This is a genomic window from Thalassospira povalilytica, assembly GCF_002844235.1.
In the GTDB taxonomy this organism is placed as follows: Bacteria; Pseudomonadota; Alphaproteobacteria; order Rhodospirillales; family Thalassospiraceae; genus Thalassospira; species Thalassospira povalilytica.
On sequence record NZ_PGTS01000001.1, the window covers coordinates 562,888 to 579,100 of the forward strand.

At 52.8% G+C, this 16,213-nt stretch carries 14 protein-coding genes; 4 read left to right on the forward strand and 10 right to left on the reverse strand.

The window, feature by feature from the left end:
• Positions 1-34 precede the first annotated feature (34 nt).
• Genes ubiV through ubiT form a run of 3 tightly spaced genes read right to left on the reverse strand, consistent with a single transcriptional unit; the run spans position 35 to position 2,661 of the window.
• Positions 35-952: a ubiquinone anaerobic biosynthesis protein UbiV gene (gene ubiV / locus CU041_RS02440; RefSeq protein ID WP_101245619.1), complete on the reverse strand. Its 918-nt coding sequence runs from the start codon at positions 950-952 to the stop codon at positions 35-37.
• Positions 949-1,926 (reverse strand): ubiquinone anaerobic biosynthesis protein UbiU, encoded by a 978-nt coding sequence (gene ubiU, locus CU041_RS02445; protein WP_101245620.1) that lies wholly within the window; start codon positions 1,924-1,926, stop codon positions 949-951. Before ubiU ends, ubiV begins: the two co-directional genes overlap by 4 nt.
• A gap of 24 nt (positions 1,927-1,950) precedes the next feature.
• Positions 1,951-2,661: a ubiquinone anaerobic biosynthesis accessory factor UbiT gene (ubiT, locus tag CU041_RS02450; protein WP_212733752.1), complete on the reverse strand. Its 711-nt coding sequence runs from the start codon at positions 2,659-2,661 to the stop codon at positions 1,951-1,953.
• A gap of 260 nt (positions 2,662-2,921) precedes the next feature.
• On the opposite strand from ubiT, the gene CU041_RS02455 reads away from it, so the two are divergent.
• The 3 genes from CU041_RS02455 to CU041_RS02465 all read left to right on the forward strand — a co-directional run bounded on the left by CU041_RS02455 (position 2,922) and on the right by CU041_RS02465 (position 5,241).
• Positions 2,922-3,629, forward strand: coding sequence for a DUF542 domain-containing protein (locus CU041_RS02455; protein ID WP_101245621.1), 708 nt, complete (start codon positions 2,922-2,924; stop codon positions 3,627-3,629).
• A gap of 201 nt (positions 3,630-3,830) precedes the next feature.
• Entirely contained in the window at positions 3,831-4,568 is a 738-nt protein-coding gene (locus CU041_RS02460; protein WP_170310090.1) for a Crp/Fnr family transcriptional regulator, read from the forward strand.
• The gene (locus tag CU041_RS02465; RefSeq protein ID WP_267893496.1) at positions 4,546-5,241 is read left to right on the forward strand and encodes a Crp/Fnr family transcriptional regulator; all 696 of its coding nucleotides are present in this window, start codon (positions 4,546-4,548) and stop codon (positions 5,239-5,241) included. The genes CU041_RS02460 and CU041_RS02465 overlap by 23 nt, the downstream gene beginning before the upstream one ends.
• Before the next feature lie 54 nt (positions 5,242-5,295).
• Here CU041_RS02465 and CU041_RS02470 read toward each other — a convergent pair whose 3' ends face one another.
• The 7 genes from CU041_RS02470 to CU041_RS02500 are packed head-to-tail and all read right to left on the reverse strand — an operon-like array spanning position 5,296 to position 14,058.
• Complete coding sequence (locus CU041_RS02470) at positions 5,296-6,222, reverse strand: FAD:protein FMN transferase (RefSeq protein WP_101245898.1); 927 nt, start codon at positions 6,220-6,222, stop codon at positions 5,296-5,298.
• Positions 6,223-6,230: 8 nt separating this feature from the next.
• Positions 6,231-6,824: a nitrous oxide reductase accessory protein NosL gene (locus tag CU041_RS02475; protein WP_101245624.1), complete on the reverse strand. Its 594-nt coding sequence runs from the start codon at positions 6,822-6,824 to the stop codon at positions 6,231-6,233.
• Positions 6,821-7,642, reverse strand: coding sequence for an ABC transporter permease (locus tag CU041_RS02480; RefSeq protein ID WP_101245625.1), 822 nt, complete (start codon positions 7,640-7,642; stop codon positions 6,821-6,823). Before CU041_RS02480 ends, CU041_RS02475 begins: the two co-directional genes overlap by 4 nt.
• Positions 7,639-8,529, reverse strand: coding sequence for an ABC transporter ATP-binding protein (locus CU041_RS02485; protein ID WP_044827772.1), 891 nt, complete (start codon positions 8,527-8,529; stop codon positions 7,639-7,641). Before CU041_RS02485 ends, CU041_RS02480 begins: the two co-directional genes overlap by 4 nt.
• Positions 8,501-9,841: a nitrous oxide reductase family maturation protein NosD gene (locus CU041_RS02490; protein WP_206926909.1), complete on the reverse strand. Its 1,341-nt coding sequence runs from the start codon at positions 9,839-9,841 to the stop codon at positions 8,501-8,503. Before CU041_RS02490 ends, CU041_RS02485 begins: the two co-directional genes overlap by 29 nt.
• Before the next feature lie 3 nt (positions 9,842-9,844).
• Positions 9,845-11,791: a TAT-dependent nitrous-oxide reductase gene (nosZ, locus tag CU041_RS02495; protein ID WP_101245900.1), complete on the reverse strand. Its 1,947-nt coding sequence runs from the start codon at positions 11,789-11,791 to the stop codon at positions 9,845-9,847.
• Entirely contained in the window at positions 11,791-14,058 is a 2,268-nt protein-coding gene (locus tag CU041_RS02500) for a NosR/NirI family protein (protein ID WP_212733753.1), read from the reverse strand. Before CU041_RS02500 ends, nosZ begins: the two co-directional genes overlap by 1 nt.
• Before the next feature lie 986 nt (positions 14,059-15,044).
• On the opposite strand from CU041_RS02500, the gene CU041_RS02510 reads away from it, so the two are divergent.
• Positions 15,045-16,208, forward strand: a complete 1,164-nt coding sequence (locus tag CU041_RS02510) for a DUF418 domain-containing protein (protein WP_101245628.1) — start codon at positions 15,045-15,047, stop codon at positions 16,206-16,208.
• Positions 16,209-16,213: the final 5 nt, after the last annotated feature.

Sequence of the window (16,213 nt, forward strand, 5' to 3'; positions counted from 1 at the left end):
CTAAATACGTTCGGGAAGCTGCGGTTTTCTATGTCTACTCTGCTCTTTGATCAAGTGTCTGACGAAACTCTGCGCCGGGAACACCGTGCAAGAAACCATCGGCGAAGGACATCGGGAAGTGCATCTCGTTTAGGTGATGCCTGAGTTCTTCCGGACTGGTTTCGTGTGCCAACACCTGGCGATAGAGGTCTGAAACCTTTGTCATATTCAGGCTGTGCGGGGACAGGCGGAATGCAGAAACACCAGTATCCTGCATCTGTGCGATATGGTCGGAGAGTTCTGTATAGTGGTAGGACAGGGTCTGTAACCCGTTCACCGCCAGAAATGGCGTTTCATCCAGAGTTTCAACATCCATACCGTCCTGATGTTCACTGCATACGTAACGGCATCCGTCCTTGTGCAGGCCGTGTGCCCTTGCTGAATAGCAGCGGGCCGAAATGGCCAACGGGATGCGACCAAACACTTGAACCTCTATCTCGACCGCCTTGCGCACGTTACATAATTTGGCAATCGAAGACATAGGCAATTCCCAAGGAAGGGCAATCCGTTTTGCACCTTTATCGGCAAAATAGGAAAACGTCCCTTCATTATAGGTATTGATATAAGGGCCAATCATGTGCGTTTGGCCTGCGAGCAAGCGTACAATGGAAACATCATTGGCCTCGATCAGGAGGCCGGGCATTTGTGCGATGTCACGTAGCTGGTTAACTTCGCGCTCATTCATCACCAGTGCCAAGGTTGAAAGAACCACTTCCTTTCCAGCGCGCTGAAGTCGTTCGATAACGTCAGGCAAGTGCTTGTCAAAGAATGGCATCCGCTTTGCGCAGACGACCTCGCCGACATGGACGGTATCGACGTCGGTTTCATCTGCGATGCGGTTGTAGAAGTCTATTTTACGGCTCTCATCCCAATGAAAAAGAACCGGGCCCATCACCAATCGCGATCTTGTCATTGCCAATTTCTCCGGTATGCACCTGTGGTATCGCTTTGACCTTCACTCAGCGTGCTGAGTTTTGATCGCGCGTCGTGTTGTCCCTTGGCGATTTTGTCCAGTGACGCACGAAAAGCGCCGACGACCTGCGATATGTATGCCTTCCCGCGTTGTCGTCCTTCGATCTTAAGGGCTGAAACACCGGCATCGGCCAATTCCGGCAGTATGGCGGTGACATCAAGGCTCGTGGGTTCTTCAAACAGATAGCCGGATTTGTCCATGGCGCGAAACCGACCCTTGCAGAGCGTCGGATATCCGACTTTTTCATCGCTGTCATAGATATTGATGGTGAAGTTACCCAGTCGGGAAACTGTCGCGTCACCGCGTTCTTCATAGTGAACATGTGCCGCTGGTGAACAGACACCGTTCATATTCGGACTTTCGCCCGTCGCGTATGAAGACAGTGAACAACGACCTTCGGCCATGACGCACATCCCGCCAAATGCGAATACTTCTGTTTCAACCTGTATGCGCTGATTCAGGGTACGTATCTCATCAAGCGAAAGAACGCGGGGCAGCACAACACGCCGCACACCGAATTCCTGATGATAAAATCGAATGGCTTCTTCATTCGAAGCCGACGCCTGTACGGATAGATGCAAACGGGCGTCCGGATGACGGTCGCGCGCATATCGCAGCAAACCGATATCCGCAAGGATGATAGCATCGATACCAATTGCCACGGCGTCATCAACTGCCTTATGCCAGATTTCTTCTGCCCCGGCCTGTGGATAGGTATTGCAGGCAAGATAGACATGAACTCCGTGCTTGTGTGCATGTTCGACGGCATCGCGTAATTCAGCACGTGAAAAGTTCAATCCCGGAAAGTTTCGGGCATTCGTCGCGTCCCGAAAACCGCAATATACAACATCAGCACCCGCCGCGACGGCAGCGTGCAGGCTGGCAGGTGTTCCTGCAGGACATACGAGTTCCATATTGAACCTGTAACTGGTTGTGGATCAGGGATTGGCGGGTAGCGCGAAATCATCCTTGGCCGTGCCGGAAGGTTTGACACGCGTATGGCGGTTCCGCCTTTGTATTGTTTTCTCAATCTCAGCCATTGTGGCCGCTTGCGCGGACGTGCGTTTCTCCAAGCCGAGCAAACGTGTGGCAGTAGGTGACGTCAACGCGTCTGCCGTCCGGTTCATGTCGTGCTGAAGTTGCCGATAAATCTTTTCCGCAAGGCCAAGTGCTACCTTGGCTGCAGGTCCCATTACGCCAAAGCTTTCCGCCACAGCGGATCGCAGATCAATGGACTCTCCATCCAGGGCATTGCGAAGTGCGACAACAAGTTCGGTGCGTCCCTCGATCCGCAATGTGCGCGAAAAGAACAGTGCGTCACCATCTGATGACCCCTGAAGAAGCTCCAGCAGTGCGGGAAGCGGGCCTGATATCTGTGCTGCGATAGTTTCTTCTTCGCCATGTCTCGCGGGTCGGAGTTCAGGATGATCGGCATCTATTTTTAAATAGAATTGCAGATCTAGGTCAGTCGGAGAAATCAGTAGGGCGAATGCTTCTTGTTCGGCGATCCGTTCAAATACCGGTCTGTAGCGATGATGCATCGTCGCCATCGCTTGGTGGCATATGCGCGCGACCAAAAATGTCGGTGCATTGCGTATGAACGGGTTTGCCAGAAAAAATGGCGTAAAGGATGGATAGCTTTCTGTCACAGCGTACTCCGGCGTTTTGTATGGCGAAGTATCACTGGCCTGCACGGACTGGTGTTTGATGTTTGTCAAGTCGCTGCGAGATTGGAATTACGCTTAGTTGGAATAACCCGACAGAGCGTTATTTTGACCGGATAACCGGTCAAAGGCGACTGCAGCATTTTTTTTGGCTGATGTCATTTGACCATCGTCAATCTGCCAAATTATCGCTGGATTAAACTCCCTTTCGTTTGCTGGATGCGGATTTTAGGGAGGACACCTTTATGCAAGATGCGTTGAATACGGCAACATTGACCGTTAGGCCTAACGAACTTCTTGATCAGACCCTGGGGGGCTTGATTTCATGTTTCCCCGGCGCAACCTTGGTTTTTCGCCGCCATCGCATCGGTTTTTGTTGTCATCCTGACCGGACGCTTGAAGAAGCTGCAAAGCGCAAGGAGCTTGATCCGCATGTGATTGCGGAGGAACTCTGTGCGCTTCCCAAGGGGCCTTTGACCTTGCCAAATGTGGGGGATGTCGATGGGTTTATCGATTTCATTCTTAGGCGTTATCACGATGTTCACCGCGATGAACTGATTGAGCTAATTGCGTTGTCTCGCGAAATTGAAATTGTCCATGGTGACCATCCGGACGCACCGGTGGGGCTGGCAGATGCATTGATCGAAATGGCCGAGAACCTTGAGATGCACATGACCAAAGAGGAAAATGTTCTTTTCCCAGCGATGCGTGAAATGCGCCGGAATACCCCGATCACGCCAGCATTGGCCATGCCCATCCATTGTATGCGCGAAGAGCATGACGATCATAGTCAAGCCATTCACAAACTGCAGAAACTGACGAACAATTGCACCTTGCCCGACGGGGTATGTGGTTCGTGGCGCAGATTGTACAGCGGGACCAGCAAGCTGATCGAAGATCTTGTTGCCCATATGTATTTGGAAAATTCGATCCTGTTCCCACGGTTTGAATAGTTTTTGCACAATGTGACAGCGATGTCGTTGCGCATTTTTGGCAAAGCCCTGCTGATTGGCAGGGCTTTTTTACTGGATAGTGTACCTGGTTTTATGGACCTGACCGACGTGTTTGACATGGAACAATCCAACCCGCCCGGTTGAATGTTAGATTTCTTCCAATGCTTAACAAAAACCGCGTTTTTCCATGGAAACTTCACAATGAGAGATATTGATCGAATCTCGGGTGTTCTCCAGTCTGGCCGCTATTTCAAAAACTGGCCGCAAGACGACATTCTGGAACTGGCATCATTATGCACGTGGGTCCGGTATGAATCCGATACGGTGATGATCCGTGCCGAAGACCCTGCTTCGGCCTTGTTTCTGATTGTGAATGGGCATGTTGAGCTGTCCTACACGAATGGAGATGGCAAGAACGGCGTTATTGATTTGTTGGGGGACGGCCAGCTTGTCGGCGAGTGTGCGCTGGCGCCGGAAGCTTGTTACGCCGCTTCTATCAAAACGTTGGACGCGACGACCGCCATTCGAATTGACGGGGCTGCTTTTGCCAACTTTCTTTCCGCGCACTTTGAACGGGCATTAACCATGATGTCGGTCGTAACAGAAAGACTATGTCAAATGCTGCGCCAGACCGAGGAACTGAAATGCCGGTCAGCGGCCCAACGTCTAGGGATCTATTTGCTTGCCAATGCCGTTCCTGTCGGGGATGCGTATGACACACCGCTTACCATGGAAAAGTCCGCGTTGGCCCGCAAGATTGGCATGACCAGCGAGACGTTCTCCCGGGCGCTTAAAAAGTTGTCGGAATATGGCGTGTCCCAGCATTCCAGCGGACACATCATCCGTATTGCAGATACCGAGATGCTGGCCGAGTGGTGTGGCCTTTCAAGCAGTGGAATCAGGGAGGAACAGTCGGATGGTTTCAAGGTCGCTGTCTAGCGCGGATCACGATGTGATCTCCCAGGTGCCACTGTTAGCCGCACTTGGGGAAGAGCGGCTAAAAACTCTGCTCGGAACATGCAAGGTCGAAAGCCTCGCCCGCGGGGAACATCTTTTCCGGGCGGGGGATGTGGCTGAGTATTTCTATATTCTGCTGTCCGGTCATTTGCGCCTTGTGAAAACATCCGCACAAGGGGATGAAACAATAATGCATTTCCTGACCGAGGCCGGGTCGTTTGCAGAGGCGGTTTCCTTTGCTGGTCGATCCTATCCGGTTGAATGTCAGGTTGTTGAGAATTGTGAAATCATTGCCATTCCGCGCATGGCCTATCTTGGCATTTTGAAAAGTGCGCCTAACGTTCTTGGTGATGTGTTGGCAAGCCTGTTACGTTGGGAACGGTTCTTTCTTGAGGAAATCTATAAACTGCGGCACACGCGTCCGATCCAACGGATTGCTGCGTTTTTGATCGATTTTGAAGACCGGAATGACGCAACCATTGACGGCACAAGTGGCAAGAACTTTCCTGAAAAGCGCCAGATCGCCAGCCGGATCGGCATTACACCAGAAACGTTTTCCCGGTCCTTGCGTAAACTCGAAGCATCTGGCGCCATATCGGCAGGTCCGAAACTGAAAATACTTGATCGTGCAGCACTTCTGGAACTGGCCCATTAGGAAAGCGACACTCCAAACGCACGCCAGAAATACCGTTTGGTTACCGGGCCAAAGCTAGACCATTCTTGCGCTTGGGAACTGCGTGAGCAATTTGTCTGCTTCGCCTTTATTCATAAGGCAAATTGCCGTGCTTAATCCGTCTGCGGCGGCGGCGCTGGTTGCTGTGACACTTACGGACGTCGTGCGTGCTTGCGCGGGCAGACCTGTGCGCGGATCAAGAATATGTCCAACAAGGCCCGCCTGATCAAAGAAGGTGCCATTCGGCAGTGATGTTGCCAAAGCGTTGTCACGCAACATCACCTTTTCTTTTCGAATTCCTAAACCGGTATCAATCGAAACAGGCCAGTCTTTCCCTTCCGGGTGACCGCCAAGTGCTGAGAATTCCCCGGTATTGATCAGCACATTATTCAATCCGTCATGTCGAAGCAGCTTGGCAATACGGTCTGCAACATAGCCTTGGGCAATTCCATTCAGGGTCATTGCCATATTCGGTCTTTTGAAGCTGACCCGATCCTGATTGATAGCAACCTTGTCCCAGCCTGTTCTCAAAAGCGTTTCACGGATCGACTCATTCTCGGGGGCGCGGCCCTGTGAATGGCTTTGCGCATATAGTCGCCAAAGTGACTGAACCGTTGGATCAAAAAGCCCACCACTTGCCCGGTTTATAATCCCGCATAGTCCCAAACATTCCAAAAATTCGAACGGCGGTGCATCAATCACACCATCGCGGTTCAATTGTGCAAGCGTGGAATGCTCGCGATAAAGGCTGAATATATTTTCCAGTCGTTCGAGTTCGAGGGTTGCGCGCAACAGGATATTGTCAGCATTAGGATGCGACAGGCTGATCGAGGCCGCAGCCCCCATTGCAACGCCCTTCCATGTTCGGATTTGTTCCTGTGCCTTTAATGTAAACGGCACCGTCGCGAGTGTGCCTGCGGCGGCAAATATGGTCAGAAACCGACGTCGTGAAAATTCGGGCATGGCGAACCTCATTTTTTGCGAAGTTTTTCAAGACGCGTGCGATAATCGTCGTCATCTGGAATGATCGCCGTTTCGAGTGGCTTGGCAGATGGCATGACCGTGGTGTTGTTTAGAACGAGCGCGTCATCAATGTCGTCAAGGCGCATTATCTGGCCACCATGGCGGGCGACAAATTTTCTGGCATCGTCCTGATCGGAGAAGGGAACAAGTTCCGATGCCCCCATGCCACCGGTCATGGTAGAGGCGACGACATAATGCGCGCTGCTTGCCGGTATCCAGTTTTCTCGTCCAACATTTTCCCAGTCTTGGGCCTTGGACATGTCGCTGACGTAGATGGCGCTGATTTTATAGTTTTGTTCGGGCATGCGTTCATAGGCGATGCCGTCGCGAACCTGGCTGAAAAACAGAGGGTAGGGCAAGCCGTCAAGATGAATTTGTGCCTTGGGGCCAGCATGCTCAAGAATGTTCATCTGGCAGAAATGTCCGACAGCTTCTTCGGTCATGGCAACCGGAGGCGGCATGGTTTCTTCAGTTTGTTGCTGACATCCGGCAAGAAACATCAGGTTGATTACGATCAGAAGCAACGTTGGGGGGGATATCATGGCGTGACCCTCCGGAAAGTCAGCCAGGCGAGGACTGTGGCAATCACCGGCCAAACCAGGATGGATATCAGGGCATGAACAGCGGGGATGCTGTTGGCAGCCCCTGTCAATCCAGCTGCAGCCGCGGTCGCATCCGAAACGGCGAGGTTGTATATCCGAAATGCATCGGCGGGATTGCCAAGCAACAGCCAGGGAAAATAGTGCGTAGTGAAGGTGCCGCCATCATCGGCGACGATGGCCGCCAACAGGCCAAGGTCATATAAAACAATCAGAACTAGCCAGAGCCCGATCACCAATCCCGCTGCTGCGCCGGGTCTGCGTGCAAATGATGATATGCCATAACCGATCCCAAGGAATGTTGCGCCAAGAAGAAGTGACGACCAGAACAGTCGGAACAGTGCGGGGATACCGACAAGTGCATTGGGGTCGGTTGCAATGGCAGCGACGGCGGCAATTCCATACCCCGCCAAGACGGCGATAGTCAGGATCGATAGATGGGCCAGGAACTTCCCGAAAACCAGTTCCCCACGGGCCACGGGATAGGTCAGAACAAGGGACAAGGTGCCACGTTCTATCTCGCCAGCGATTGCATCAAATGACATCAAAAGTGCAACCAACGGCACAAGGTATACCGCAAGGGATGTCAGGCTTGCGACAGTGATTGACAGTTTATCTGCACCAACCGTACCGGTCGGAGCGCTGCCTGCTGCCGATAATACAAGCGCAAACAACACCATCATCCCGACGGAGATCGCAATCCAGCGGTTACGAAGGGCAATGATGAATTCGCTATGGGCTGTCGCCAGAACCTTGTTCATGCGTTCCCCCGTTTACTGAAATGGCTATAGATATCTTCCAGGCTGGGCGGAATGACGTCGACATCATCGACCAACGGCCCCAGTGCCGAGATATCGCCAAGACGCGCGAGTTTTTCCTGCGAACTGCACACCAGATCGACCATCACCCCGTTGCTGCGTTCCCCGGAAAGCTTTTGGGCAACCTCGTCCGCCTTGCCGCGCTGTGCGGAAACCTGAAGGCGGATCGGCAGTGAGGCCCTTTGACGCAGGTTTGCCAGGGTATCGTTTGCCACCATTACGCCGGACGAAAGAATGACGATCCGGTCGGTTCTGGCCTCAACCTCGGTAAGGGCATGCGACGACAGAAGAATGGCAGTTCCTTGCGCGGCCAGTTCATCAAGAATGACATAGAATTCGCGCCGGGATACCGGGTCCAGTCCGCTGGTGGGTTCATCAAGGATAAGGAGTTTTGGTTCACCAATGAGCGCCTGAGCCATGCCGACTCGTTGGCGCATCCCCTTGGAGTAGGTTCCAATCCGACGGTTTGCAGCCGCCCCCAATCCGACCCGCTCGAGAAGTGATATCGCCTTTCGCGGATCCTCATCGCGAAGTCGAAGATAGTATCGGAGCTGTTCTTTTCCGGTCAGTGATGGGTGAAAGGACGCGTTTTCGGCGAGATAGGCCGTTTGGGTGCGAGCCCGGTAACTGCCAGGCGCAAGGCCATGCACGGAAACCGTCCCGCCGTCGGCGGTGATGAGGCCAAGGATGATTTTCATCAATGTTGATTTGCCAGCGCCATTATGGCCGAGCAAGGCGACACGTTCACCTGCGGCAACATCAAAGCCAACCGCATCAAGAACGGTATGATCATCATAGCGTTTAGTGACTTGCGAGAGGGTCAGACACATTTTCAGTCCTTTCACGCAACCAGACAGGATTGGCGCGAGCAGCCAGTTCAAGAGAAGTGATTTCTTCGGGAACCCGAATTTCGATCGGTTTCATGAGCGGGAAGCTGTCGACGACCCCACCCGGCAACGTGGCGGGGAAGTGTGCCTGGCTCCAGCGGATCAACTGAACAGCGGGTGACCCCAAAAGCATTCCGGCTGCTGGTTGTGACCAAAGAATATGGTCCATAAGGTCGTTTGGTCGGAACCGGCTGTCGGCAATACCATTGCGATCAAGATCGAACACCGGATGATCCGACCAGAAATTTCCCCGGCCATCGAAGCTCCATTCCACATCACGGGTGCCGACATATTTGACCTGGGTCTGGTTGGCGATAAATGCGTTTCCAACCATGGCATTTCTTTCGGAGCCGGCAGTGAAATGAATACCGATCCCACATCCTTCAAACCGGTTATCCCCGATCAGATTGCGATGGGCGTTGTAGATAAAAAGGCATTTGCCACCGGTTCCACGAACCAGATTTCCGACCAGATCAGACTTGTTGGTATAGTTGAGCATCAAACCCTGATCGCGGTCGGCAAGTGACATATTGTCGCGCACGGTAATCCGGTCGGAATACATCAAGGCAAACCCAAGGTGATTTCCGACCGAAATGTTTGCCGAAATTTCGGAGTCATGGGCGTACATGTAATGCACGGCAAATCTCAGATCGCGCATCAGGTTGCCGCGGAATATCCCGCGTTTGGAAGTATTGACAAAAATGCCGTCGCGACCGAGCCGGATGTCATTCCGTTCAACCAGTGTGCCGGGTGCGTTCCAGACATATATGCCGTTGCCACGTGAATTCATTCGATGATCACGCCGACCGACAATTGTATTGGCGAGAACGGTAACGTTCTTCGCACCGTGAATATCAATGCCGTAAAGATTGCCAAGAATATGATTATTCTCGATCAGGACACGGGCGGCGGTGCGGTGCAGTTGAATGCCCGAATCAATCGTTTCGTGTGACGATCCCGATCCGGTAATTTTCAAGCCGCGGATGGCAATATCCGTTCCGGTTACTGTAATAACGCTTCCGGTTTTGTTGCCATAGACGTTTGCCTTTCCCTGACCATCAATTGTTATGGGTTTATCGAGTGTGATCGGTCCCTGATGTGGGCCCGGGTCGAGCAACAGCACATCGCCGGGGGAAGCCCCGGCGATGGCCGCAAACAGCGCCCCGTCAATCGACGGCACAGATTGACTTGCTGCGAAAACCTGCAGCGGCATTGCAATCAGACCCAGAAACATCATGACGGGGCGCAACATCATAGGTTAGCTCCGTGGTTCAACGAACATACGGCCGCGCATTTCCATGTGCAGGGCATGGCAGAACCACTGGCAGTAGTACCAGTAGACACCGGGTTTGGAGGCGACAAAGGTTGCCGACGCGGTTGCCTGCGGGCCTACTTCGAATGCCACACCATGATCACCCATGGTGAAGCCGTGGGTCAGGTCATCGATGTCGTCCATGTTGGTGATGATGACGGTGACTTCATCCCCTTCCTTGACCTTGAAGGATTCAAGACTAAAGGTTGGGGCGGAAGAACTCATATAGACACGGACTTTGTTGCCATCCCGGACAACGGTTTCAGCCCAGTCGTCAATGTCGACGCCATCGGCCTCTGCCTGTTCGCGGGTTTTGGCCCACATCGGGTCCTGACGGTTCCAGACACTCAACGGATTGACCACGGAACGGTGAACAATGATTGAGTCATGAGGCTCGGCAAATGTCGGACCATCATGCATCAGGACAAGGTCGTCGCCCTGCATCGAAAACAGTTGTTCATTCTCGGGCTTGAGCGGGCCGACATTGAGGAAGCGGTCCTTGGAGAATTTGTTCATTGAAATGAACCATTTCCCGTCGGCTTCCAGTGTTTCCCCCATCGAGGTGGAGTTGTGCCCCGGTTGATAGTGGACATCGACCTTTTTGATGATCGGATCGACATTTTCACCAGCATAGGCGCGCACGGCTTTCTCGATGTTCCATTTGACCACCTGACTGTCGAGGAACAGGGTGGTCAGGGCGTTGCCCTTGCCGTCAAACGCGGTATGTAGCGGACCAAGCCCAAGTTCCGGTTCGGCAACAACGGCTGAACGCGGTTCTGCGCCGTTGTAGAACACGTCATCCAGCTTGGTGACATCAATCACCGATACAGTCGGCGACAGTTTGCCAGCGATGCAAAGGTGTTTCTTGTCCGGTGCCATGTTGCAGCCATGTGGGCTGTTGGGGATTGGGATGTAACGGGTGTAGTTCTTGTTCTTGCCTTTCCGACCGTCGATGACCTTGACGCCATTGAGCTCGATGTAATCACCCGCAGCGATGCCTTTTTCGATTTCCTTGATGTTAAAGACAACAACGTGATCAAGCTCGGATGCGGTCATTTCCGCAAGGTTCATCCCCATTTCCGAGTTGTAGCTGGTCGAGAAGGCGTATTTTCCTTCATAGTCGGCATCAGTGTTATCTAGGTTACCCGATACCATGACCTGCCAGGCGACCTGCATCTCATCTGCGTCGATTGCAGTGTAGAAGTTTACGTATTGCGACGGATCATCGAGCACCTTGCCGTCATTGACCATTGGGGTTTCGTCTTCGCCATTGGCAAAGACGTAGTTGGTCCGCGGCCATTTTTGTGGACGCAGGCCGTGAATGGCCTTGGCGTTCGGGATTTCAAGGATCTTGTCCGCCTTCATAACATCACAACGGACGCGGGCGACGCGCGTATTCGCCTTGTCATTCATGAACAGGAAACGGCCGTCATATTTGCCGTCGGTGAAGGACATATGAACGTGGTGCAAGTCGCCGTTATCATGGATCTTCTTGCCGTTGGCAGCGAGAAACTCCTTGGTTTTGGGCAGCATGTTTTCGGTAAGAACATTCAGGCTTTCATTGGTTTGTCCCCAACCGGTTGCCGAACAGCGGTTGAAAACAGGGACACGCATCAGCTCGCGCATGGACGGGATACCCAGAATGCGCATTTCGCCCGTCTGACCTGATGACCAGAAACCGTAATATTCATCAAGCTGACCGGGGGCGAGGCTTGCCTCAGTTCCGGTTGACGCTTGCGCACTGCCAAGCGAAAGGGCTGTTGCAGCGCCGGTTGCGCCACCGACTGCTGCGATGCGCGCGGCACCTGCCGCACCGGCAAAGGCAGCACCACCGGCAGCAACGCCGAATAGATCACGTCGGGTGATTCCGGGTTTGGATGTTTTGTCAGACATCATGACTTCTCCTTGAGATTTTGCTTGGTCGTCCGGGTCCGGTTCAGTGCTTTTTGCGCACCTTCCGTGCTCGCCAAGAGGCTTTCCTGCCGCTTGAGTTTCTTGATCACGACCGGACAGATTTTTTCGCTTTGATACAGCACCTGACAGTGAAGGCAGTTGTGGCACTCGTTGGGGTTGATTTCTCCTGTGGGGTGAATGGCTTGAACCATGCATTCATGTGCGCAGTTCTGGCAGGGACTGCCGCATTCCTTGTAGCGTTTGAGCCAGTCAAACATGCGCATACGCGCTGGAATAGCGAGGGCCGCCCCCAAAGGGCACAGATACCGGCAATAGAACCGTTCGACGAAAAGCCCGGCGCCAAGAAGGACAAGGGCATAAAGAACAAACGGCCATGCTCGATCAAATTTGAGGATGATGGCAGTCTTGAAAGGTTCTACCTCGGCCAGTTTTTCCGCCTGATCAATGGAGGCCAGCATGGTACCGAAGAGGCCAAGGAAGATGATGTATTTCACCGCCCACAACCGTTCATGCAATCCCCAGGGAAGCGTCCACTGCGGGACGTGGAAAAATTTGGCGATCCGGTTGGTCAGTTCCTGAAGAGCACCGAACGGGCACAGCCAGCCGCAATAGGCACCACGTCCCCAGAAGATCAATGCCGCAGCGACTGAGAACCACAAGATAAAGGTCAGTGGATCAAGCAGGAATGCTTCCCAGGTAAAGCCGGTCACAAGCGAGTTGGTCAGCGCCATGAGGTTGACGACGGAAAGCTGTGCATTAGCGTACCAGCCAAGGAACACCAGCGTGACCGTCAGGAACGAAATTCGGAACCAGAAGGTGAATCTGGCAGAACGTGTCAGGAAGCCCTGGAAGAAGAACGCTGCGGTCAGAACAAGCAACATGATGCTGAGCACAACAATTTCGACCGTTTTGTCACGCCAAATCCGTTGCCAAAGGGCTGTTTTGGCTGCTTGCTCGTCCGTGGCGAAACTAGCCTTGGTTGCGTTATCTGCCTCCGGCGTTGGCGGAACTACTTTGGTCAGGTAGTTGGCTGGCGGCTGCCAGCCGATGTCAAAGGTGGTGTAGAGACGTTCAATCGCACCGACATCGCGATGGACAAGAAGTTCCAGACGCCAGGGCTGGGTCGGGTCAAAGTTGCTGCTTGCCGGGATCTTGAACAGATCCATCTCTTTGAATTCCGGTGCGCCATCGGCCATGATGTCTCCAACACGGCGATGGTTGCGATCCCGGAAACGTACCGACATATCGCCCTGGATAAGCTGGATGCGGTCAAATAAGCCGCCGCGCACATATCCCGACCCCTTGAAGGAATACTGTCCGCGCGCGGTGACAAGAATGGCTTCTTCTCCGTCTTTGAGCCATGCCTTCAGGTTGTTGTAGCCGCGCTCGCCAAGTGCCGCCCTGCCGATGGCTGGGATACTGACGAGCGAGACATACATGTCGATGAAGGTTTCTTCAGCAGGGGCTTCGATCGGACGCTCAAGTGCTCTTGGATCGTCCATCGCGGCAAAGGCGTCATTGACCTGACCGACATCAAGTGACATGCGACGAACAGTCCCGTCACCAACCAGTGTGAACCAGTCTTCCGGGGCGGTTGCATCTGTGTTGATTTTAAGTTGTTGCGTGTTCGACGGTTCGGGTGCACTCAATCCACCCAGTTTGAGCATGCGTGCAACCTTGATGCCCGAACGCAGGATCGAGTCATCAATGACCATAATGGTGACCGTTGCACCGGAAATAATATTCAGCTCATGGTCTGCATCTTTTGTTGCGGCAACCAGGTCAAAGCCGACATATCCCTCGGTGAGTGACGCGATCCGCTCTTCTGGAATGCCAATAAGAACAATCGGTTCGGAATGCTTTACTAGTTTGACACCGATGATCCGGGCCTTTGAGTCAACAGCAACCATCACATGGATTGGTTTGCCGGAATAGCCGGTGGTGCCAACAAAATCAGAGGTAATAAAGGCCCAGCCGATTTGGTCGCCGTTCTTGAGAACCGGTGCTACCGGCGTGTCTTTTTGAATCGGGCCATAACCATCAGCACCCTTGACCAGGGATGCCGCGGGAACCTTATCAAGAAACTGTGCCAGAACAGGTTTGGTTTGCGCAGTTGCCGGGGATGCACACAGCACAACAGAAAGAAGGCAAACAACAGCAACAACCAGAAGCCAATGCAGGGGCGTCATCGCGCGCGGGGCGTGGTGTCTGGTCTGAGGATGAAGCGGGACACATGGGGTGTTCATGAATTCAAACCTTGTAGGGAGGCGCGCGTGCGCTTGCAGGCGCAGTCGGGGCTGTGTCTGCGTGGTCAAATGACAGGGGCACCGTCGCCCGGATGACAGCGCGGGGATGCCCGAATGCATCAGTCTTGTTGGGAAGTTCGAGCGCAGATCCGTTCAGACAATTCATACAATTTGGGCAATCGCATTCGACAGGAGCGGGAACCTTGTTGCCGTTCCGGTCGATCAATATTGTCACGGGATTTTGGTCTGCGGAGCAGATCGTGATTTGAACAAGGTCAGTAGGTGTGGCGTGCTTCGTCACGTGGGAAAACGCTTGAGCAACACCGGTTCCGGTCAGGGAAAGTGCGATCAGAAATACCAGAAATGTGCGAAGCATTTTTTCCATAATGCTTCTCATATTTCATTGTGGATTCTGGATCCTTGATACTGGTCAAGCGGGAAGAAGCTCGCCTGTCAATCGATTGCAGAGGACCTATAGATGTTGAGATTGGTTCAAGTCGTTTCTGAACCAATCGTGACAAATAATGAACTCGTTTCATTGCGGGACGAACAACCAGCGAGCAGAGTATGAATGAGGACAGGTTCAAGACCCAACCAGCAAACGTATCTGGAGCAATAAGTCCGCAAACAATTTCCTTGGCAAAGGTACTTTGAGAAAAATGTCAGCTTTTCTGTCAATTCTGCAGGTTTTTGTCATCTTTTGTGACAATCGATGACAACTTATCTGGCAATCGGAAATGCTAAGACATTGATTTCGCGGAAAGTCGAATGTCAGCTTTTGTGGCACCTGACATTTTCCCGAAAATTTATGCCGCCTGAAGCCGACGCATATATGCGTCGGTACCGCCAATGGTTTGTCATAATTCGGGGTAATGGGATTTTTGTTCAGCGTGGATAAGCGGTGCAGAAGCCTTTCTTGCCCCTGAACTAAATCAGTTGCCAAACGTCTTTCCAATAAGAGTTCCAATCAAGAGGAAAGACGTAAGATGCTTCAGCAACGCGAGTCATCAATTGACGCCCTTCGCGCGTTCGCCCTGTTCGGGATACTTGTGGTCAATTTGCCCTTCTTTGCGATTACGTTCGGTTTTGCTGGCGGGGGATGGCAGGACGGGGATCCGCTTTGGTTGAATGTGCTTGCCGCGAGCGTGATTCAGGGATTGTTTGAAAGTAAATTCATCCTGATTTTCTCGGCCCTGTTCGGGTTTGCTGCGTTACAGCAGTTCAAACGATATGGGGTCGGTTTTTATGTTCGGCGGCTTTGTGTGCTGGCAATGTTCGGCGTTGTGAATCTGGTATTCCTTTTCGAAGCAGACATTTTGCTGCCCTATGCGGTGATCGGGCTGCTTTTGTTGAGTGTTCGGCATATGTCTGTTCGCGGGCTTTTGGTTTGTGGTGTTGCTCTGTGGGCGATGGCTGTGCTTGGCAATGCGCTTTTCGGGGTGAACCTGACAGTGAACCCGTCGCCTTATGTCGCGCCGGAAATACCGGTTTCGGTGGTTCTGGCCACAGGCAGTTTCGCCGATGTAATGGCGGTACGTCTTGAGAGTTGGGCCGGTTTCCAGCTTTATTGTCTTTGGAGCAACTATCTGCTTGTTGCGGCTGCCATGGTCTCGGGCCTTGCTGCCGCGCGGTTTTGTGATGAAAACGGCTTTGAAGCCCTTGTTGGCAAATTACGCACCATTGCGGCGTTTGCCGCCTTTCCGGGAATCGCTGGAAGCCTTTTTTATGGGACGATTGCATCGCTGCCCGCAGCATTTGAGCCAGAACGATTCTTTATGATGACATTGGTGATGCGTCCGCTGTTTGCGGTGCCATTGTCCATTATTCTTGTCGCATATGGTCTTTTGGCTTTTCGTGCAACGGCTTCTCGCAGTTTGGTTGCATTCATTGCGCCGGCCGGTCGCATGTCGCTGACAATCTATTTGGGGATGTCATTGGCCATGGGGTTGGTGTTCCTTGGTTACGGTGCCGGTATGCACAATCAGGTTCGTCTGGCTGATTGTTTGTGGATTTCAGTCGTGATGTATCTGGGCTGGATCGTTTTTGCCAAGTTTTGGTTCCGCTTTGCATCACGCGGACCGCTTGAATTGATTTTGGCCGTTCTGACAAGGCCGAATTCGCGACAGGGAGTTGTGTCGGTTGGCAGTTAAGCCGC

Bases quoted from the DNA above. Each gene is read 5' to 3' on its own strand.
- ubiV (WP_101245619.1), bottom strand. From the start codon at position 952: ATGACAAGATCGCGATTGGTGATGGGCCCGGTTCTTTTTCATTGGGAT.
- ubiU (WP_101245620.1), bottom strand. From the start codon at position 1,926: ATGGAACTCGTATGTCCTGCAGGAACACCTGCCAGCCTGCACGCTGCC.
- CU041_RS02455 (WP_101245621.1), top strand. From the start codon at position 2,922: ATGCAAGATGCGTTGAATACGGCAACATTGACCGTTAGGCCTAACGAA.
- CU041_RS02460 (WP_170310090.1), top strand. From the start codon at position 3,831: ATGAGAGATATTGATCGAATCTCGGGTGTTCTCCAGTCTGGCCGCTAT.
- CU041_RS02465 (WP_267893496.1), top strand. From the start codon at position 4,546: ATGGTTTCAAGGTCGCTGTCTAGCGCGGATCACGATGTGATCTCCCAG.
- CU041_RS02470 (WP_101245898.1), bottom strand. From the start codon at position 6,222: ATGCCCGAATTTTCACGACGTCGGTTTCTGACCATATTTGCCGCCGCA.
- CU041_RS02475 (WP_101245624.1), bottom strand. From the start codon at position 6,824: ATGATATCCCCCCCAACGTTGCTTCTGATCGTAATCAACCTGATGTTT.
- CU041_RS02480 (WP_101245625.1), bottom strand. From the start codon at position 7,642: ATGAACAAGGTTCTGGCGACAGCCCATAGCGAATTCATCATTGCCCTT.
- CU041_RS02485 (WP_044827772.1), bottom strand. From the start codon at position 8,529: ATGTGTCTGACCCTCTCGCAAGTCACTAAACGCTATGATGATCATACC.
- CU041_RS02490 (WP_206926909.1), bottom strand. From the start codon at position 9,841: ATGATGTTGCGCCCCGTCATGATGTTTCTGGGTCTGATTGCAATGCCG.
- nosZ (WP_101245900.1), bottom strand. From the start codon at position 11,791: ATGTCTGACAAAACATCCAAACCCGGAATCACCCGACGTGATCTATTC.
- CU041_RS02500 (WP_212733753.1), bottom strand. From the start codon at position 14,058: ATGAACACCCCATGTGTCCCGCTTCATCCTCAGACCAGACACCACGCC.
- CU041_RS02510 (WP_101245628.1), top strand. From the start codon at position 15,045: ATGCTTCAGCAACGCGAGTCATCAATTGACGCCCTTCGCGCGTTCGCC.